This is a genomic window from Actinokineospora fastidiosa (assembly GCF_014648415.1).
Lineage (GTDB): Bacteria > Actinomycetota > Actinomycetes > Mycobacteriales > Pseudonocardiaceae > Actinokineospora > Actinokineospora fastidiosa.
The window spans coordinates 18,205-39,691 of the sequence record NZ_BMRB01000002.1 but is presented as its reverse complement, the minus strand read 5'-3'; the positions used below and the strand labels follow the sequence as shown (position 1 = coordinate 39,691).

Below are 21,487 nucleotides of genomic sequence, written 5' to 3'. Positions count from 1 at the left end.
CCCCGAGGTTTCGAGTTGACTCTGACACCGATGTCAGAGTTTAGGTTCCCCGGCATGACCGCAGTGACCGTCCTCGGACTCGGCCCCATGGGACACGCCCTGGCCGCCGCCCTCGTCGCCGCCCGGCACCCCACCACCGTCTGGAACCGCACTCCCGGAAAGGACCACGACCTCGACGCCGCCGTGGCGCGCACCGCAGCCGACGCGATCGCCGCCAGTCCGCTCGTCATCGTGTGCGTGCGCGACTACGAGGTGGCGCGCGAGATCGTCGACACCGACACGCTGAAGGGCCGCACCCTGGTGAACCTCAGCGGCGGCTCCCCGCAGCAGGCCCGCGCGCTGGCCGCGTGGGCGGCGGACCACGGCGCCGACTACCTCGACGGCGTGATCATGGCGCCGCCCGAGGCGATCGGCGGCCCGGAGGCGGCGCTGTTCTACAGCGGCCAGCACGAGGTCTACGCCGCACACCGGCCGACCCTGGCCGCGCTCGGCGAGAACGCGACCCACGTCGGCGAGGACCCCGGCCGGGCCGCCGCGTTCGACGCGGCCCTGCAGGACCTGCTGTGGACATCGATGAGCGGCGCGGTGCACGCGTTCGCCCTGGCCAGGGCGGAGAACATCGACGCCACCGAGCTGGCCGGGCACGCCAAGGCGCTGCTCGGCTTCTTCCCCGACATGATCGACCAGCTCGCCGGGCAGCTGGCCGCGGGCGACTTCCCCGGCGACGGGGGCCCGATCAGCGCCGCGGCCGCGGCGATGGACCACGTCCTGAGCACCATCCGGGCGAACGGCCTCGACAACGGCGTGCTCAGCGCCGCGCGGGCCGAGGTGCAGCGCGCGATCGACGCCGGGCGCGGATCGGACGGGTTCGCCAGGCTCGCGGCGCTCTAGCGTGCGGTGGCTGGCGCCGGGCGGTCGGCTCATCCTGGTTCGTGGCCGAGTCGCCGTGACCGGCCACCGTGAGGAGGACGGGAGATGACCTCGAAGAACCTCAAGGCACGCGACATCATGCACCGGGACGTGCGCTGCATCCCGCCGGACCGCAGTCTGCGGGAAGCCGCGCAGCTGATGCGGGAGCTGGACGTCGGCGCCCTGCCGATCTGCGACAACGACCGCCTCGGCGGGATGATCACCGACCGGGACATCGTCGTGCGGTGCATCGCCGAGGGCGGTGACCCCGGGCGCGTGCGGGCGGGCGAGCTCGCCCAGGGCACGCCGCGTTGGATCGACGCCGACGCCGACGTCCAGGAGGTGCTCGACACCATGGAGCGCCACCAGATCAAGCGGCTGCCGGTGATCGATACCCAGGCGGGCATGCGCCTGGTCGGCATCATCAGCGAGGCCGAGATCGCGCGGAACCTCAGCGACGAGAAGATCGCCGAGTTCGTGGGCAAGGTGTACACCCCGCACTGACGACCCGATCCGCGAAGGCCGCCGGGCAGCGTCCCGGCGGCCTTCGTCGTGGGGCACAGCACAGTTCCGGACCCGCAGGAGCAGGAGATAAGTTAGGCTTACCTAATCCTACTGGGGGAGGAGACCGCGTGTACGGGGTGGATCGCTTGCAGATGAAGCTCATCGACAAGGTCAACAACCTGGTCACCGCGCCCTCGCGCAGGCGGGAGACGCCCGTGCAGTTCCGGGCGCGGGTCGCCGGGACCGAGGACCTCAGCGCCCACCAGCGCCGGGTGACGCTGACCGCGCCGGAGTTCGCCGACTTCGCGGTGACCGGCCCGGACGAGTACTTCGGCCTGCTCATCCCCCACCCGGCCGCGGGCCTGGTCATGCCGGACCCGGGCAGGCTCAACACCCGCCAGGCCGTGCACCGGATCGGCGAGCACGAGCGGCCCGAGCTGCGCTGGTACACCGTGCGCGCGCACCGGCCCGCCGTCTGCGAGATCGACGTCGACTTCGTGCTGCACGAGCACGCGGGTCCCGGCACCCGCTGGGCAGCGGGCGCCCGGCAGGGCGACGAGGTCGGCTTCCGCGCTGGCGGGTCCGGCTACCAGCCGCCGACCGGCACGCAGGTGCTCGTCGCCGACGAGGCGGCGCTGCCCGCGCTCGCGGCGATCCTGGAGTCCCTGCCCGCCGAGACCCCCGACCTGCGGGTCTACCTGGAGGTCGGGCCGGACTTCCGCCCCTCCCCCATCGCCGCCGCCGTCCAGCCGACCCTGCTGCGCCGCGACGGCGAGCACGGCGACCGGCTGATCGAGGCGCTGACCGCGAACCCGCCCGCCGCCCCGGAGTTCGCCTGGGTGTGCGGCGAGGCCGGGATGGTGGCGCGCGTGCGCAGGCACCTGCTGCACGAGTGCGGCATGGACCGCAGGCAGGTGCTGTTCTCCGGCTACTGGAAGCTAGGCCAGGCTCGGGGCTGACGCCCGCGTCCGCGCGACCGGCACGATCATCGGCGTGCCCGTCTCCGGGTCGTCGATGACCCTGGCCTGGATGCCGAACACGTCGGCGATCAGGTCGGCGTCCACGATCTCCGCCGGGCGCCCCGCCGCGGCGACCACCCCGCCGGGCCGCAGCGCGATGAGGTGCGTGGCGTAGCGGCAGGCCTGGTTGATGTCGTGCAGCACGGCGACCAGGGTGTGGCCCTCGCGCTCGTTGAGGTCGGCGCACAGGTCCAGCACCTCGAACTGGTGCGCGATGTCCAGGAACGTGGTCGGCTCGTCGAGCAGCAGAATGTCGGTCTGCTGGGCGAGCACCAGCGCCAGCCACACCCGCTGGCGCTGCCCGCCGGACAGCTCGTCGACCGCGCGGTGGGCGAGGTCGAGCACGCCGGTGCGGGCCATCGACTCGCGCACGATGTCCTCGTCCTCGGCCGACCACTGGCGCAGCAGCTTCTGGTGCGGGTAGCGGCCGCGGGCGACGAGGTCGCCGACGGTGATCCCGCCGGGCGCGGTGGAGGACTGCGGCAGCAGGCCGAGCTTGCGCGCGACCTCCTTGGACCGGTAGCCGGAGATCATCCTGCCGTCGAGCAGCACCTGGCCAGCGGTCGGGGTGAGCAGCCGGGCGAAGGCGTTGAGCAGCGTGGACTTGCCGCACGCGTTGGGGCCGATGATCACGGTGAACGAGCCGTCGGGGATGGCCACGTCCAGGTCGCGGGCGACGACGCGGCGGTCGTAGGCCAGGGTGAGGTTCTCCGCGGTCAGTCGGCTCACGGGTGGTCTCCTCGTCAGGTCCGGCCGCGCCAGCGCGCGGCGAGCAGCCAGGCCAGGTAGAGCCCGCCGACGGCGCTGGTGACGATGCCGACGGGCAGTTGGGCGGTGCCGAAGATCCGCTGGACGGCGAAGTCGCTGGCGCCGAGCAGCACCGCGCCCATGAGCGCGGAGGTCAGCACGGCGGGCCCGTTGGCCCTGGTCACGGCGCGGGCGAGCTGGGGGGCGGCGAGCGCGACGAAGGCGATCGGGCCGGTGGCGGCGGTGGCGACGGCGGCGAGCCCGGTCGCCGCGCCGATCAGCACGAGCCGGGTGGGGACCAGGGGGACGCCGAGCGCGCCCGCGATCGGGTCGCCCATCTCCATCGCGGTGAGCCTGCGCGACCACAGCGCGCCCAGCGGCAGCAGCAGCGCGACGGTCACGGCGATGGCGATGACCTGCGGCCAGGTGCGCAGGTTGAGGCTGCCGGTCAGCCACTCCTGCGCGGCGACGGCGTCGTAGATGTCGGCGCGGGTGATCAGGTAGTAGTTGACCGCCAGCAGCAGCGCGGCGACGCCGACACCGACGAGCACGAACCGGAAGCCCTGCAGGCCGCGGCGCAGCACCAGCGCGTACATCACCGCGGCGGTGGCCAGTCCCCCGACGAGCGCGCCGAGCGAGGTCTGGTGCATGCCGCCGCCGAGCACGATGATCGTGATGAGCGCGCCCGTGGCCGACCCGGTGGTGATGCCGATGAAGTCCGGGCTGCCCAGGACGTTGCGGGTGATGCTCTGCAGGAGCGCGCCGCTGACGGCGAGCGCGGCGCCCGCGAGCAGTCCGGTGAGCGCGCGGGGCAGGCGCAGCCGGAGCACGACCATCTCCGAGACGGGCGTGCCGCCGCCGAACAGCGCCGCGACGACCTCGCCGGGGCTGAGCGAGACCTGGCCGACGGTCATCGACAGCACGGAGACCACCGCGGCGAGCGCGGCCAGCACCGCGACGACGACGAGCGTGCGCGGGGCGACGCGGACGCTGACGCCGAACGCCCGGACGACGACGCCGGTCGTGACGCGCGCGGTCACCACTGGCCCACCCGCTTGCGCAGGCACAGCGCGATGAACACCGGGGCGCCGAGCACCGCGGTCACGATCCCCACCTGCAGCTCCCCCGGCTGCACGACCAGCCTGCCGACGATGTCGGCGGCGACCAGCAGCGTCGGGGCGAGGACCGCGGAGTAGGCGAGCACCCACCGCTGGTCGGCGCCGACGATGAGCCGGGCCACCAGCGGCACGACCAGCCCGACGAACACCAGCGGGCCGACGGCCGCGGTGGCCGCGCCGCACAGGACCATGATCGCGGCCACGCCGACGAGCCGGATCCGGCCGACGTTCGCGCCGAGCCCGCGCCCGGCGGCGTCGCCGAGGGCCAGCGCGTTGAGCGCGCGGCCCATGAGCACGGCGAGGACGATCCCGGGCGCCAGGAACCACACGACGACCGGCAGCACGCCCACCTCGCGCCCGGCCAGCGAGCCGACGTTCCAGAACCGGAACTGGTTGAACGCCGCCGGGTCGAGCAGCAGGATCGCCGAGTTGACCGTGAACAGCACCGCCGAGACCGCGGCCCCGGCGAGCACGAGCCGGTCGGGCGTGGTGACCTGCCTGCCGGTCGCGCCCAGCGCGTACACCATGAGCGAGGCCAGGGCGGCGCCGATGAGCCCGAACCAGACGTGCCCGAGCACGCTGGAGATCCCGAAGACGGAGATCGCGAGCACCACGGCGGTCGAGGCGCCCATGGTGACGCCGAGCAGGCCGGGGTCGGCCAGCGGGTTGCGGGTGAGCGCCTGCATCACCGCGCCCGCCAGGCCGAGCGCCGCGCCGACGAGGACGCCGAGCAGCGCGCGGGGCAGCCGCACGTCGCGGATGGTGACCGATGCGGTGCTGCCGTCCCCGTCGAGCAGCGCGGACAGCACCGTGCTGAACGGGATGTCCTTCAGGCCGACCCACACGCTGAGGCCGACGGCGACCACGAGCACGCCCAGCGCGGCGAGCAGCCCGATGAAGCGCGCCGCGGGGGCGCGCTCGACCGGTGGGGACTGGACGGCCATGACGGTTAGCCTAGCCTTGCCTACCCACGGCTCCACGCAGGATCGCCAGGAGTTCCTGTGCCCATGCCGCCACCCGTTCCCGGTCGAACAGGTCGTCGGCGTACTCCAGATAGCACTGCACCGCGTGGCCCGCCGGGGTCTCGTAGCCGCTCAGGGTCAGGTCGGTGTGGGCGACGCCAGTGGGCAGCGCGTCCACCCGGGCGCCCGCCTCGCCGCCCAGCACGGCCTGCTCGTGGTGCACGACGGCCAGGCGCGGCCGGGGCAGGTCCACGGCGGCGAGCACGTCGGTCAACGGCACGTCCTGGTTGTCCAGCGCGCGCAACGTGGCCGCGCGGACCCGGGCCAGCACGTCGGTGAAGCCGCCGTCGGCGTCGACCCTGAGCACGACGTGGTTGGCGAAGCAGCCGACCAGGTCGACCAGCTGGTCGTCGCCCCGGCCCGCGACCTGGGCGGTGATGCCGAGGTCGGCGCCCGCGCCGTGGCGGGCGGCCAGGGTGGCGAAGGCGGTGTGCAGGAGCATGAACAGGCTCGTGCCGGTCTCCGACGCCAACCGGTCCAGCTCGGCGCGCAGGTCCGCGGGCAACTCGAAGGCGACGTGGTCGCCGGTGCCCCGCCGCGTGCCGGAGGACAGCCCGGCGTCGGGCAGGCCCGCCAGCTCCTCCCGCCAGAAGGCGAGCTGCGCGGGGTCATCGGCCACGCGCAGTGCCCAGTCGGTGTAGTCGCCATAGGACACCGGCAGCGGTGTCCAGTCCGGCGCGGCGCCTGCCTTCCGCGCGGCGTAGGCGGCGCCGAGGTCGCGGACCAGCGGGACGACCGACCACTCGTCGACCACGGTGTAGCGCAGCAGGAGCAGCAGGGCGTCCTCGGCGACCAGGACCGGCCGCCACGGCGCGGTCGCCGGGCCCTGGGCCAGCGCGGTCGGATCGGCGCCGAGGGCGATCCCCAGCTCCGGCGGGTCGCAGGGGGTCTGGCCGGACGCGTCGACCGACGTGCGCAGCGGCGCGTGCCGGGCGGACACGTCGGCCAGCGCCGTCCGGAGGACGTCGACGTCGAACGGCTCCGGCAGCCGCAGCAGCAGCGAGTGGTCGTAGCGGGTGCCGCCGAGGTAGAGCCGCTGCGCGGGGGCGAGCGGCCGGGGCCCGGTGATGCCGGTGGCCAGCAGCGGCGGCCGCGCGGCGGTGGCGCCCGCGAGCCGCTCGGCCAGCGCGGCCACCGACGGCGCGTCGAACACGTCGCGGATCGACAGGTCGACGCCCAGCACGGCGCGGACGCGGCCGAGCAGCCGCATCGCGGCCATGGAGTGGCCGCCCAGGTCGAAGAAGCCGTCCCGGACGCCGACCCTGGGCAGGCCGAGCACCTCGGCGAACAGCGCGGCCAGCGCCTCCTGCTCCGGCGTGGCGGGCGCGTCGGCCCCGGCGAGCGCGGCGAAGTCGGGCTTGGGCAGCCTGCGCTTGTCGAGCTTGCCGTTGGGGGTCAGCGGCGCGGGCCCGTCGAGGACGATCACGACCGCGGGCACCATGTACTCCGGCAGCGACCCGGCCACCCGGGCGCGCAGGGCGGCCGGGTCGGGCGCGGCGCCGTCGTCGGGGACAACGTACGCGGCGAGGCGGACGATGTCGCCGTCGCGGTCGGGCACGACGATCGCCTGCCGCACGGCCGGGTCGTCGGCCAGCACGGCCTCGATCTCGCCCAGCTCGACCCGGAAGCCGCGCACCTTGACCTGGTCGTCGACGCGGCCGAGGAAGTCGATGTTGCCGTCGGCGCGCCAGCGGGCCCGGTCGCCGGTCCGGTACATCCGGGCCCCGGCGGGGCCGAACGGGCTCGGCACGAACCGCGACGCCGTCATGCCCGGCTTGCCCAGGTAGCCCAGCGCCAGGCCGCGGCCGCCGACGTACAGCTCGCCGACGACGCCGGGCGGCACGGGCCGCAGGTACTCGTCGAGGATGTAACAGCGGGTGTTGGGGTCGGGGACGCCGATCGGGATGGCGCCGGTCCAGCCCGGTTCTGCCTGCCAGAGCGTGGAGTTCACGGTGGCCTCGGTGAGGCCGTACGCGCACAGGATGTTGACCTTGCCCGCCCAGCGCTCCATGACCGACGGCGGGACGACCTCGGTGCCGACCAGGACCGTCGACCCGGCGGGCAGCTCGCAGTCCTGAGGCAGCGCGGCCACCAGCGACGGCGGCAGGATCATGTGGGTGATCCGCTGGGCGGCGAGGAAGTCCGTCAGCGCCGGTCCGGCGACGCGGGCGTCTGCCGGGCAGAACACCAGCGCCCCGCCGACGGTCAGCGCCATGGTCAGCTCGAACACCGCGACGTCGAAGCCGACGGAGGCGAACTGCAGCACCCGGCTGTCGGGGGTCAGGCGCATGCGGTCGATCGCGGTGGCGGCGAGGCTGGCGATGCCGTCGTGCGGCACGACCACGCCCTTGGGCCTGCCGGTCGACCCGGACGTGTAGATCACGTACGCGGGGTGCTCCAGCGTCAGCGCCGGGTACTCGGGCGCGGGGGCGTCGGGCACCTCGTCGACCAGCACCCGCCGCACGCCGTCCACATCGGGCACGCGGACGGCCTCGGCGGCGGTGGCGACCATGGCGGCCGCGCCGGAGTCGGTGAGCAGGTAGGCGATGCGGTCGGCCGGGTGCGCCAGGTCCAGCGGCAGGTAGGCCGCGCCGAGCTTGAGCACGGCCAGCACGGTGGCGACCATGCGCGCCGAGCGCGGCACGGCGATCGCCACGACCGCGCCCTCGCCAACGCCGTCGGCGGCCAGCAGCGCGGCGATCCGGTCGGACTCGGCGTCCAGGGTCGCGTAGTCGGTGACCCCGGAGCCGTCGACGACCGCGGTCTTCGCCGGGCCGTCGGCCACGCAGCGGGCGAACAGCTCGGGCAGCGTCTGGGCGGGCACGGCGCGGTCGGTGGCGTTGAACAGGTCCACGACCTGCTTGTGCTCGGCGTCGGTGACGACGTCCAGCGCGCTGACCCGCACGGTCGGGTCGGCGGCGGCCGCGTCGAGCAGTCCGCGCAGCCGCTCGGCCAGCCGGGCCGCGGTGGCCGGGTCGAAGCGGTCGCGGGCGAACTCCAGGCGGCAGTGCAGGCTGTCGGTGTCGAGGTGGTCGGTGAAGCTGAAGACCAGGTCGAACTTGGCGGCGCGGGTCTCGTGCTCGACCCACTCCGCGCGCATCCCGCCCAGCCGCACGCCGTCGCCCGAGCGGGCGTGGTAGCCGACCATGACCTGGAACAGCGGGTTGCGGGCGGGCGAGCGGACCGGGTTGACCTTCTCCACGACCGCCTCGAACGGCACGTCCTGGTTCTCCAGCGCCGCCAGCGCGGTCTCCCGCACGCGGCCGACGAGCTCGGTGAACGCCGGGTCGCCGGACACGTCGGCGCGCAGCACGAGCGTGTTGACGAAGAACCCGATCAGGTCGTCGAACGCGGCGTCGGTGCGGCCCGCCACGGGCGCGCCGAGCGGGATGTCGGCGCCCGCGCCGAGCCGGTGCAGCAGCGCGGCGACGGCGGCGTGCAGGACCATGAACATGCTGGCCCCGGTGTCGGCGGCGACCTGGCGCAGCCGGGTGGCCGACAGCGCGAAGTCGACCTCGCCGCCGGTGAACGTCGGGTGCGCAGGCCTGCCGCGGTCAGCGGGCAGCTCCAGGTCCTCCGGCGCGCCGTCGAGGCTGCGGTGCCAGAAGTCGAGCTGGCGGGCGGCCAGGCTCGTCGGGTCGGCGGGGTCGCCGAGCAGGCGGTGCTGCCAGAGCGTGTAGTCGGCGTACTGCAGCGGCAGTGGAGTCCACTGTGGAGCTCGGCCTGCCGAGCGGGCGGTGTAGGCGTGGTCGAGGTCGCGCAGGAACGGCAGGTCGGACCATTCGTCGGTGGTGATGTGGTGCAGCAGCACCACGACGACGTGGTCGTCCGGCCCGATCCGGCCGACGCAGACCCGGATGGGCAGCTCGGCGGCGAGGTCGAACGGCCGGTCCACCCGCTCCTGCACGAACGCGGCCAGGTCGCCGACCTGCGCCAGCTCGAACGCCGGGTCGGCGTCCGCGGCGGGCACGATGTGCTGGTACGGCACCCCCTCGTGCACCGCGATGCGGGTGCGCAGCGCCTCGTGCCTGCCGACCACGTCGCGGATCGCGGCGCGGAAGGCGGGCACGTGCAGCGGCCCGCGCAGGCGCAGCGACAGCGGGAAGTTGTAGGCCGGTGACCCGGTCTCCCACTGCTGGAGCAGCCAGAGCCGCCGCTGGGCGGCCGAGAGCGGCAGCCGCGCCGGGCGGGCGGCGGCGACCGGGGCGGGACGCGTCTCGCCGGTGCGGGCGGCGCGCACCGCCAGTTCCTCCGGGGTGGGCGCCTCGAACAGGTCGCGGATCGCCAGCTCGGCGCCCAGCGCGGTGCGGGCGCGGCTGATCACCCGGGTGGCCAGCAGCGAGTGCCCGCCCAGCTCGAAGAAGTTGTCCAGCGGTCCGACGCCGGGCACGCCCAGCACCTCGGCGAACAGGTCGCACAGCACGCGCTCGGCCTCGCTGGCCGGTTCGCGCTTGGCCGCCGTCGCCTCGATCCGCGGCGCGGGCAGCGCGCGGACGTCGAGCTTGCCGTTGACGGTCAGCGGGATGCGCTCCACGGTCATGACCGCGGCCGGGACCATGTAGTCGGGCAGCCGGGTCCTCAGGTGCGCGCGCAGCTCGTCGGACCGCTCCTCCCCCGACCACACCACGTAGGCGACGAGCCGCTTGACCTCGCCGGTGGCGATCACGGCGGCGTGCGCGACCGCGGAGTGCGCGCTGACCGCGGAGGTGACCTCGCCGAGCTCGACCCGGTGACCGCGGATCTTGACCTGGTCGTCGGTGCGGCCGAGGAAGTCGAGGATGCCGTCGCGGCGGGCCCGCACGAGGTCGCCCGTGCGGTACATGCGGGTGCCGGGCGCGCCGAACGGGTCGGCGACGAACCGGTCGGCGGTCAGGCCCGGCCGGTCGTGGTACCCGCGGGCCAGGCCGATGCCCGCGATGTAGAGCTCGCCGGGAGTCCCCACGGGGACGGGCCGCAGGTGCGGGTCGAGCACGTAGGCGCGGGTGTTCCAGATGGCCCGGCCGACGGCGGGGGTCGCGCTGTCCTCTGTGGACGCGCCGAGGGTGTTGATCGTGTACTCGGTCGGCCCGTAGAGGTTGTAGCCGTAGGTGCCGTCGGTCTCCCGCAGCGTCGTCCACACCGAGTCCGACACGGCCTCGCCGCCCAGCAGGACCAGCGGCGGCACGTGCCCGCGCAGCAGGCCCTGCTCGATGAGCAGCGCGGCGTAGGTGGGGGTCACGTTGACGACGTCGATCCGGTGCGCCTGGCAGTAGGCGACCAGGGCCTCGGCGTCGCGGCGCAGGTCCTCGTCGCAGACGTGCACCTCGTGGCCCTCGACCAGCCAGAGCAGCTCCTCCCACGACATGTCGAAGGCGAAGGACACGGTGTGGGCGATGCGCAGCCTGCGCCCGCCCGCGGCGGCGATGGCCGGGCCGAAGATCGCCTCCTGGTGGTTGAGCTGCATGTTCGTCAGGCCCCGGTACGGGGTGACGACGCCCTTGGGGCGGCCGGTCGAGCCGGAGGTGTAGATGACGTACGCCGGGTGGTCCAGGCTGAACGGCGCCACCTCGACCGGGGACGCGTCGTAGGCGTCGAGGTCGGTCTGGTCGAGGTTGACCACCTCGGCCGTGAAGCTCTGCGCGGACGTGGTCAGCACGCACAGCGGGCGGGTGTCGTCGATCATCAGCTGGAGCCGGTCGACCGGGTGGTCGAGGTCCAGCGGCAGGTACGCCGCGCCCGCGCGCAGCACCGCGAACAGCGCGACCACCATCTCCACCGAGCGGGGCAGCGCGAGCGCGACCACCTGCTCCGGGCCAGCGCCGCGGTCGATGAGCAGGCGGGTGAGCTGGTTGATGCGGGCGTCGAGCTCGGCGTAGGTCAGCCGCCGGTCGCCGAAGACGAGCGCGGTGGCGTCCGGGGTGCGCTCGGCCTGCTCGGCCAGCAGCTGGGCGACGGTCTTCTCCACCACCGGGTTCGCGCTGGCGTCCCACTCGGCCGCCAGTTCGGCGCGCTCGTGGTCCATGAGCAGGTCGAGCGTGCCGACGAGCGCGTCGGGCCGCTCCGCGAGCCTGCGGGCGACGGTGAGGAACCGGGTGAGGATCGCCTCGGCCCGCTCGTCGTCGATCAGGTCGGGGCGGTGGTCGAGCTTGACCTTGATGGCGGCGCCCGGGGTGATGACGACGGTCAGCGGGTAGTGGGTGGCGTCGACGCCGGTGCCCGCGGTGATGCCGTGCTCGGCCATGAGCGCGGCCGCGCCGTCCTCGTCGGCGAAGTTCTGCAGCACGTAGAGGGTGTCGAAGAGGCGGTCGTGGCCCGCCTCGCGCTGGATCTCGCCGAGGCCGAGGTAGTCGTGGGCCATGAGCGCGGTGCGCTCGTCCTGCAGCCTGCGCAGGAAGGCCAGCACCGGCTCGTCCGGCCGCAGCGCGATCCGGTGCGGCACGGTGTTGAGGAACATGCCGATGACGGTCTCCACGTGCGCCACGCTCGCGGGCCTGCCCGCCGCGGTCGTGCCGAACACGACGTCGTCGCGGCCGGTCTCGGCCGCCAGCACGAGCCCCCATGCCGCGCTGAGCACGGTGTTGAGGGTGACGCCCGCGGCGCGGGCGGCGTCGCGGAGCGCGCGGGTGTCCGCTTCGGACAGGGCGCGGCGGCGCTGCCGGGGGACGGCGGGGTGGCCGGGCTCGGGCGCGACCAGGGTGGGCTCGTCGAGACCGGAAAGCGCGCTCTTCCAAGCCTCGCGAGCCGAGCGCTCGTCCTGCTCAGCCAGCCAGGCGAGGTAGTCGCGGTAGGTGCCCGCCGGGGGCAGCGCCGCGTTCGGGTCGCGGTAGAGGGCCAGCAGCTGGCTGGTGAAGATGCCCGCCGACCAGCCGTCCCAGAGCAGCAGGTGGTGGCTGACCACGAGCCGGTCGCGGTCGGGCAGGCGCAGCACGAGCACGCGCAGCAGCGGCGGGCGGTCGAGGTCGAAGCGGGTGGTGCGGTCCTCGGCGAGGATGCGGTCGACGCCCGCCTCGTCCGTGGTGATCTCCGTGATCGGGATGCCCGGGTCGCTGGCGACGAACTGCACCGGCCGGGAGAGGCCGTCGCTGGTGAACCCGACCCGGACGCTGGGGTGGCGGCGGGCGAGGGCGCGCAGCGCGGCCTGGAGCCGGTCGACGTCGATGCGGGCGGCGAAGTCGTAGCTGTCCTGGGCGGTGTAGACGTCGATGTCGCCCTGGTCGTAGCCCGCGTGGAAGTACAGGCCCTCCTGCAGCGGGGACAGCGGCCAGATGTCGTCGACCTCGCCCCGGGCGGTGACGCGCGCGATCTCCTCGTCGGTGAGCTCGATCAGCGCGCGCGGCCTGACCTGGGCGGACAGCTCCTTGAGCGCATCGATCCAGGCGTCGGCGATCGCGGCGACGTCGGCGGCGGACAGGCTCGGGCCGTGGGTGAACGCCGCGGTCAGCGCCGGGCCGTCGGGGGTGTCGTCGCAGACGGCGTCGACCTGCAGCGCGTACGGCAGGGCCAGGTCGTCGTCGGGCCGGACGGCCAGCGGCTCGGGCGCCGGGGTGAAGTCGGCGTCGTGGCCCGCGGCGAAGCGGCCGTAGTAGTTGAACAGCACCTGGGCGCGGGCCATGCGGGCCAGCACCGGGGCGGCCTGGGCGTTGAGGTGGCGCAGCAGGCCGTGCCCGATGCCGTGGTCCGGGGCCTGCCGGACGGCGTCGCGGACCACGGCGAGGGTGGCGGCGGCGGTGTCGGCCGTGGGCAGGCGGACCGGCTGCACGCTGGTGAACCAGCCGACGGTGCGGGACAGGTCCATCCCGTCGATGGGCTCGCGGCCGTGGCGTTCGAGGTCGACCAGCAGGTCGTCGGTCGGCGCTGCCTGCCAGCGGCGCGCGGCGACGCGCAGGGCGGTCAGCAGCACCTCGGTGACATCGGCGTCGGCGGCGGCCGGGACGGTGGTCAGCAGCGGGCGGGTGTCCTCGATGGACAGCGTCACGCGGTGCGTCGCGGCCTCGGCGACGGTGGCGGGGGTGTGCGCGGGGACCAGGTCTGCGCCGGGGGCGAGGGTCGCGGCCCAGTGCTGGAGTTCGCCGAGCCGGGCCGGGCTGGCCGCCTGCTCGTGGACGAGCCGGGCGAACCGGCGCAGCGAGGTCGGCACGGGCTCCAGCGGCAGCCCCGCGTACGCCCGGGCGAGGTCGGCGAGCAGCACGCGCCAGGACACGCCGTCGACCACGAGGTGGTGGGCGATGAGCGCGAGCCTGCCGGGCCGGTCGCCGCGGTCGAACCAGACGGCCTGGAGCACGACGCCCGCGTCCGGGGCGAGCCTGCCCGCGGCGGCGTCGGCCTCCTCGGCGATGACCGCGCGCAGGGCGTCGTCGTCGAGACCGGTGACGTCGACCCGGACGATCAAATCGTCCGCGCTCGCCGTCGCGCTGATCTCCTGGGTCCAGAGCACCGAGGCGATGCGGGTCAGCCGCAGCCGCAGCGCGTCGTGGGCGGCGATCAGCGCGGACAGCGCGCGGGTGAGCGCGGGCAGCGTCGCGTCGGCGGGGGTGCGGACGAGGACGGGCAGGGTGAACCGGTCGATGCCGCCGCCGTCCTCCCGCAGCTGGTGCACGATCGGCAGCGGCGGCACGTCCCCGACGCCGTCGGAGTCCCCGGTGGGCGCGGGCGCGACGGGAGCGTCGGGCGTCCGCGCGGCCAGGGCGGCCGGTGTCCGGTGGGTGAAGACGTCGGTCGGGCTGACGTCCAGCCCGCGCTGACGGGCCTGCGTGGACACCGCCATGGACAGGATGCTGTCGCCGCCGAGCACGAAGAAGTCGTCATCGGGACCGACGGAGGGCACGCCCAGCACAGCGGCGAACACCTCGCGCAGAACATCAACAGACGCGCTGGTCGGCGCGGCGACGGAATCCTGCGCACCGACGACAGCGGCCAGCGCCGAGGGCGTGCGGTGGGTGAAGACGTCGGTCGGGCTGACCTCCACTCCCCGCTGACGGGCCTGCGTGGACACCGACATCGACAGAATGCTGTCCCCACCCAACACGAAGAAATCGTCGTCAGGACCGACAGAGGGCACGTCCAGCACAGCGGCGAACACCTCGCGGAGTGTCTGGACCGTCGAGGGCGCGGACACCTGCGGTCGGGGCTCGGCGGAGGGCCGGGGGTCGGGCAGGGCCGCGCGGTCGAGCTTGCCCGCCGCCGTCTCCGGGAAGGCGTCCACCACGACGAACGCGGACGGCACCAGCGCCGACGGCAGCCGCTCCCCCGCGTGCGCGGCCAGCCCGCGCACGTCCAGGTCGGACCCCGAGGGGATCACCCAGGCGACGAGCCTGCCGCCGCGCACGGCCGCCGCCGCCCTGGCGACGCCCGGGAGGTCGGCCACGCGGGCCTCCACCTCGCCCAGCTCCACCCGGTTCCCCCGGATCTTGACCTGATCGTCGGTGCGGCCCAGGTAGGTCAGCGCGCCGTCCTCCCCCCGGACGACCACGTCGCCCGTGCGGTAGAGGCGGGAGCCGTCGGCGGCGAAGGGGTTGGCCACGAACCGCGCCGCCGTCAGGGCGGGCCTGCCCAGGTAGCCGCGGGCCAGTTGGACGCCCGCCACGTACAGCTCGCCCGGAGTCCCCTCGGGCACCGGGCGCAGGTGGGCGTCCAGCACGTGCAGGGTCGTGTTCCACACCGGGTAGCCGATGGGCACCTGGGGCACGTCCTCGGCGAACGTGTAGCCGGTGACGCCGATCGTGGTCTCGGTCGGCCCGTACATGTTGTGCAGCGGGATGCCGGTGGCGTCGACCCAGCGGCGGGCCAGGTCGCCGGTCAGGGCCTCGCCGCCGCTGAAGACCAGCCGCAGGCTCGGCAGCGGGCCGGGCCCGCCGTCGAGGAACGCCGAGAGCAGGGACGGGACGAACTCGACCGCGGTGATCCGCTCCCGGCGGATCACCTCGGCCAGGTACAGCGGGTCGCGGTGCCCGCCCGGCCGGGCCAGCACCGCGGTCGCGCCGCGCACCAGCGGCCAGAACAGCTCCCACACCGCCACGTCGAAGCCGCCCGGGGCCTTCTGCAGCACCCGGTCGCCGGGCGCGAGGCCGAACACGCCCTCCAGCCAGGCCAGCTGGTTCACGACGGCCCGGTGGGTGACCTCGACGCCCTTCGGCGTGCCGGTCGACCCGGACGTGTAGATCACGTACGCGCCGTGGTCGGGGTGCGGGCGGGTGCCCGCCGGACCGCCGTCGGCGGCGAAGTCGGCGTCGATCACGACGCGCGCCCGCGAGTCCGCCAGCAGGAACTCGCGCCGCTCGGCGGGCAGGTCGAGGTCGATCGGCAGGTAGGCGGCGCCTGTCTTGAGCACGCCCAGCAGCGCCGCGACCCAGTCCAGCGACCGGGGCAGTTCCACCGCGACGACGTCGCCGGGAACGACACCCCGGGCCCGCAGGGCATTCGCGACGGCGTCGGAGCGCGCGGCGAGGTCGGCGTAGGTCAGCTCGCCGTCCTCCGCGCGCACGGCGACCGCGTCCGGGGCCTGCGCGACGACCCGGTCGATCGTGTCCACAATGGACTCATCCGGCAGCGGGACCACGTCGCCGGACAGCCTGCCGCTCGACGGGTCGAGCGTGCGGGGCACGGCCGCGACACGGGTGTCGGCGTCGACGGCGAAGGTGTCCAGCAGCAGGCCCAGCCGCGCGGCGAGCGCGTCGGCCGCCGAGTCGGTCATCCGCGCCGGGTCGTGCTCCAGCTTCAGCACCAGCCCGCGCGCCGGGTCCGGGATCGCCATCAGCGACACCGGGTAGTGCGTGGCGTCGTGCACCTGCAGGTCGACGATCCCGGCCGCGCGCAGCGCGTCGGCGTCGAGCGGGTAGTTCTCGACCACGACGAGCGTGTCGAACAGCTCGCCGGTCTCCCGCTGGATGTCGCCGAGGCCGTGGTGCTGGTGCTCGATCAGCGCCGACTGCTCGTCCTGCAGCCGGGTCAGCACCGCCGACAGGGTCTCCCCCGCCGCGGCGCGCACGCGGACCGGCACGGTGTTGATGAACAGGCCGACCATGTCGGCCACGCCCGGCACCGGCGTGTTCCGCCCGGACACCGTGCTGCCCAGCACCACGTCCGAGCGCCCGGTCTCGGCCGCCAGCAGCAGTCCCCACGCGCCGTGCACGACGGTGCTCGCGGTCAAGCCCAGCTCGCGCGCTGCCGTCAGGACGGTCTTGGGCGCGGCCAGCGGCACGTCGATCAGCCGGGTGCGGCCGGAGGCCTCCCCCGGCGCGACGAGCCGGGTCGGCTCCGCGCCCGCGAGCGCCGCGGCCCACGCCGCCCTGGTCGCCTCGCCGCCGCGGGTCGCCAGCCAGGCGATGTGGTCGCGGAACGGCGCGACCGGCGGCAGCTGCTCGCCGCGCAGCAGGCCGAGCAGGTCGCGCAGCATCAGCGGCACGGACCAGCCGTCGGCCACCAGGTGGTGCAGGGTGAGCACGACCCGGGTGCCGCCGACCAGGGCGCAGCGCAGCAGCGGCGGGGTGGCCAGGTCGAACCCGGCCGCCTTCTCCCGGGCCGCGATCCGGTCGGCGTCGCCGTCGACGGCGGTGACCGGGACGGGCACGGGCGCGACGACGACCTGCCGCACCCGGCCGTCGCCCGCGCGTGCGAACCCGGTGCGCAGCGGCGCGTGCCGGGCGACCAGCGCGGTGACGGCGGCGGCGAGCGCGCCCGCGTCGACGGGCTCGGCCAGCTCGATGACCTGCTGGACGGTGTAGGGGTCGGTCGCCGAGGTCGCGGCGTGGAAGTAGATGCCGCGCTGGACGGGGGTGAGCGGCAGGATGTCGACGACGCCCGGCGTGGCGAGTTCGTCCACTGTGGTCTGGTCGAGGTCGGCGAGCGGGAAGTCCGACGGGGTGTACCCGCCGATGCCGGGGCGCGCGGCGTGCGCGGCCAGCCCGCGCAGCGCGGTCAGCCAGTGCGCGGCCAGCTCGGCGGCGGAGGTCTCGGTGAGCACCCCGCCCGCCCAGGACAGGGTCGCGGTCAGCCGGTCGTCGGCGACCATCGCGTTCAGCTCGACGGCGTGCCCGAGCGGCATCGCCGGGTCCGGCCCGGCGCCCATCGGCCCGTCCGGGGTCCAGTCGCCGCCCGTCGCCGGGAAGCGGCCCAGGTAGTTGACCAGGTAGTGGGCCTGCGCGAGGTCGTGCCCGCGCAGGTGCCGCAGCACGCCGTAGCCGAGGCCGTGGCCCGGGACGGCCCGCAGCTGCTCCTTGACCGCGGCCAGCGCCCGCCCGACGACCGGCCCGCCCTCGGCGAACTCGGCCCAGTCGACCGCGCCCGTGTCCAGCGCCACCGGGTGCACGCTGGTGAACCAGCCGACCGTGCGGGTGGTGTCGAGCTCGACGCCCGCGATCGGCTCGCGGCCGTGCCCCTCGACGTCGACCAGCACCCGCGACCCGCCGCCGCGCCAGTGCGCCACGGCGACGGCGAACGCGGTCAGCAGCACCTCGTGCGTGCCCAGGTGGTACGCGGCGGGCAGGGTGGTCAGCAGCGGCTCGGTGGTCTCGGCGTCCAGCGCGATGTCGCGGGCGCGGGCGGTCGCGGCCAGGTCGACCACCGGGTCCAGCGCCCGCGCGCCGATCGGCGCGTCGGGCTCGATCGCCCGCCAGTGCGGCAGCTCGTCCTCATAGGACGCCGCGGTGAGCGTGCGCGCCCAGCGCAGCAGCGAGACGCTGGCAGGCAGCGGCTCGCCCGCCCACGCGGCGGCGAGGTCCTCCAGGAGGATCCGCCAGGACACGCCGTCGACGACCAGGTGGTGCGCCGCGAGCAGCAGCGTGCCCGCCGAGGGCGACCACACCGCCCGCAGCATCACCCCGCCCGCCGGGTCCAGCCCGGCCGCGGCGTCGACGGGCTCGTCGGACACCTCCACGACCGCGCGCACCGCGCCGACCGGCGCGATCCGCAGCTCCCACTCCGGGGTCAGGGTCGCGCGCAGCGCGTCGTGGCGATCGATCACGGCCTGCAGCGCCGACGTCAGCCGCGCGCGGTCGGCCGAGGCGGGCACCCGCACCCGCATCGACTGGTGGAACCGGTCCACCGACGCCGCGCCCAGCCCGCGCAGCCAGCCGACGATCGGGGTGACCGGCACGTCGCCGACGCCCGACTCGGCCGCCACCACCGCGACCGGCTCGGCCACGGCGGCCAGCGCGGCCACGGTCCGGTGCTGGAACACCTGCCGGGGCGTGATGAGCAGCCCGGCCGCGCGGGCCCGGCTGACCAGCTGCATGGCGACGATGCTGTCGCCGCCGAGGTCGAAGAACCCGTCGTGCGCGCCGACGGACTCCAGCCCGAGCACGGCCGCGAAGCAGTCGGCCAGCACCGTCTCCACCGGGGTGCGCGGGGCGACGTCGGAGGTCCCGGCCGTCCAGTCCGGGTCAGGCAGGGCGGCGGTGTCGGTCTTGCCGTTGGGGGTCAGCGGCAGCCGGTCGAGCGGCACGATCGCCGAGGGCACCATCGCCTCGGGCAGCAGGCTGCCGACGTGGGCGCGGACATCGGCCGGGCTGGCGCCCGACTCCTGGGCGACGACATAGCCGACGAGCCGCGCGGCGCCGCGGTGGTCCTTGCGCACCGCGATCGCCGCCGCGGCGACCGCCGGGTGCGTCATCAGCGCGTTCTCCACCTCGCCGGGCTCGATGCGGTGGCCGCGGATCTTGAGCTGGCCGTCGGAGCGGCCGAGGAAGTCGATGGTGCCGTCGGCGCGCCAGCGGGCGCGGTCGCCGGTGCGGTACATCCGCGCGCCCTCGGGCCCGTACGGGTCGGCGACGAACCGGGTGCAGGTCAGGTCGGCCCGGCCGCGGTAGCCGCGGGCCAGGCCGCGGCCGCCCACGTACAGCTCGCCGACCGCGCCGACCGGGACCGGGCGCAGCGCGGAGTCGAGGATGTAGCAGCGGGTGTTCGGGTCCGGTACGCCGATCGGCGCTGCGCCCTCCCAGCTTGGCTCCGACAGCCACAGCGTGGAGTTCACCGTCGCCTCGGTCAGGCCGTAGGCCACGACCACGCGCATCCGGCCCGACCAGCGGGCGATCAGCTCGTTGGGCACCATCTCGGTGCCCACGACCAGCACGCCGCCCTCGGGCAGCTCGCACTCGGCGGGCAGCGCGGCCACCAGCGACGGCGGCAGGATCATGTGCGTGACGCCGTGCGCGGTCAGGTACCCGGTCAGCTCCGGGCCCGCGACGCGCCGCTCGGCGGGCACGACGACGACCCGCGCGCCCGTGCCGAGCGCCATGACCAGGTCCCAGACGGCGACGTCGAAGCCGACGGAGGCGAACTGGGCGACCCGGCTCCCCCGGTGCACGCCCAGCCGCTCGACGGCGGTGGTGATCAGGCTGCCGATGCCGTCGTGCGTGACGACGACGCCCTTGGGCCTGCCGGTCGATCCGGAGGTGTAGATGACGTAGGCGGCCGCGTCCAGCCGCCGGGGCACGTCCAGCGGGGCGCTGTCGTGATCGGCCAGGTCGGCCAGGTCCAGCACGGGCACGCCCAGGTCGGGCACGTCCCCGCCGCCGCTGAGCACCGCGGCGGCGCCGGAGTCGGACACCATGTACGCCAGCCGCTCGGCCGGGTGGTCGGAGTCCAGCGGCAGGTAGGCCGCGCCCGCCTTGAGCACGCCGAGCAGCGCGACGACGAGGTCCGCCGAGCGCGGCACGGCGACGGCGACGACGTCCTCGGGGCCGATGCCGCGCGCGGCGAGCATCCGGGCCAGCCGGTTGGCGCGCGCGTCGAGTTCGCCGTAGGTGAGGTGGACGTCCTCGCACACCACGGCGACCGCGTCGGGGTCGCGGGCGGCCTGGACCTCGACCGCCTCCGGCCAGGTCACCTCGGGCGAGTCGTGCTCGTCGATGCCCATGGCCAGCACGCGGGCGCGCTCGTCGGCGTCGAGGAGATCGATCTCGGCGAGCCTGCGCCCGGGGTCGGCGAGCGCGTCGAGCACGGCGGTCAGACGGGCGGCGTGGCGGGCCAGCTCGTCGGCGGAGCACACGCCGGGGTCGGCCTCGATGTCGATGCGGGTGGGATGGCCGTCGGCCGGGTCGTGCACGGTGACGCTGAGGTCGCTGACCGGTCCGTACCAGACGGGGAGGAGCCGGGAGCCGTGCTCGCCGAACCGGATCGGCCGGTGGAAGGGGATCACGTTGACGGAGGGGCCGACCAGGCCGTGCACGCCAGCGGCGGCGTCGATGCGCCGGGCGACCTCCTCGCCGCGGAACCGACTGTGCGCCAGGACGTCGGCGATGCGGGCGGTGGTGTGGTCGAGGAGGTCGGCGACGGTCTGCCCGGGTGCGACCGCCAGGCGCAGCGGCACGACGTTGGCCAGCATCGCGGGCGTGCTGCGGGTGAGCAGGTCGGGGCGACCCGCGACGGGCAGGCCGATGACGATGTCGTGGGCGCCGGTGGCGCGGTGGGTGTAGGCGGCGATGCCCGCGATCAGCAGCCGGGACAGCCGGGTGCCACGCGCCTCGGCCACGGCGCGCAGCGCTGCCGTGCGCTCGGCGTCGAGCCGGACGACCTGCCGGTGCGACCGGTCCGCGGGGCGCTCGGCGGCGGGGAGCACCCGGGCGGGCTCGCCGACGCCCGCCATCCGCTCGTCCCAGAAGGCGGCGTCGGCTTCGTGCTGCGGGCCCGCCAGGTAGTCCTGTTCGGACTGGACTAGTGCGGCGAAGGACGGGATCGGGCCGGGCTCGCTCCCGGAGTAGCGCGCCGCGGCCCGCGCGGCGACCATCATCGTGCTGGTGGCGTCGAACAGCAGGTGGTGCCCGACCATGGACCACCACACCCGGTCGTCGGCCAGGCGCACCAGGGCGTGGGCGAACAGCGGCGCGACCGCGAGGTCCATCGGCCGGGCGCGCTCGGCGTCCAGCCGCGCCAGCGCCGCGGCCTCCGGGTCGGCCTCCCCGCGCAGGTCGACCACCGGCAGCGGGACGTCGACCCGGGTCGGGAACTGCCGGGGCGCGCCGTCGACCTCGGCGAAGGTCATGTGCAGGCACTCGGTCTCCTCGACCGCCCGGCGCGCCGCGGCGGCCAGGCGGTCGACGTCGACCGGGACGGCGGCGCCGCCGATCTCCACCACGACCGCCACCCGGAACACCGCGCTGTCGGGGTCGATGCGCTGCGCGTGCCAGACACCCAACTGGCCGCCGGTCAGCGGAAGGCCGGACGAGGAGATCGCCACCGTTGTCCCTTTCGGACT

Annotated in this window: 7 protein-coding genes; 3 read left to right on the top strand and 4 right to left on the bottom strand. The window is 75.1% G+C overall.

The features are described from left to right. Nucleotides 1–54: 54 nt before the first annotated feature. From IEY98_RS10215 to IEY98_RS10205, 3 genes are all read left to right on the top strand, one after another. A complete protein-coding gene (locus tag IEY98_RS10215) occupies nt 55–891 on the top strand; it encodes an NAD(P)-dependent oxidoreductase (RefSeq protein WP_189210203.1) in 837 nt (278 codons plus the stop codon). Nucleotides 892–975: 84 nt separating this feature from the next. Continuing rightward, entirely contained in the window at nt 976–1,413 is a 438-nt protein-coding gene (locus IEY98_RS10210) for a CBS domain-containing protein (protein ID WP_189210202.1), read from the top strand. 128 nt (nt 1,414–1,541) lie between these two features. Continuing rightward, nucleotides 1,542–2,372 (top strand): siderophore-interacting protein, encoded by an 831-nt coding sequence (locus IEY98_RS10205; RefSeq protein ID WP_189210201.1) that lies wholly within the window; start codon nt 1,542–1,544, stop codon nt 2,370–2,372. Here the strand turns inward: IEY98_RS10205 and IEY98_RS10200 are convergent. The 4 genes from IEY98_RS10200 to IEY98_RS10185 are packed head-to-tail and all read right to left on the bottom strand — an operon-like array spanning nt 2,352 to nt 21,469. Then, entirely contained in the window at nt 2,352–3,161 is an 810-nt protein-coding gene (locus tag IEY98_RS10200; protein WP_189210200.1) for an ABC transporter ATP-binding protein, read from the bottom strand. The genes IEY98_RS10205 and IEY98_RS10200 overlap by 21 nt on opposite strands. A gap of 14 nt (nt 3,162–3,175) precedes the next feature. Then, the gene (locus IEY98_RS10195) at nt 3,176–4,219 is read right to left on the bottom strand and encodes a FecCD family ABC transporter permease (RefSeq protein WP_229786780.1); all 1,044 of its coding nucleotides are present in this window, start codon (nt 4,217–4,219) and stop codon (nt 3,176–3,178) included. Next, on the bottom strand, nt 4,216–5,241 hold the full coding sequence (locus IEY98_RS10190; protein WP_189210198.1) for a FecCD family ABC transporter permease: 1,026 nt from the start codon (nt 5,239–5,241) through the stop codon (nt 4,216–4,218). The genes IEY98_RS10195 and IEY98_RS10190 overlap by 4 nt, the downstream gene beginning before the upstream one ends. Nucleotides 5,242–5,251: 10 nt before the next feature. After that, on the bottom strand, nt 5,252–21,469 hold the full coding sequence (locus tag IEY98_RS10185) for a non-ribosomal peptide synthetase (protein ID WP_189210197.1): 16,218 nt from the start codon (nt 21,467–21,469) through the stop codon (nt 5,252–5,254). Between the last annotated feature and the right edge of the window lie 18 nt (nt 21,470–21,487).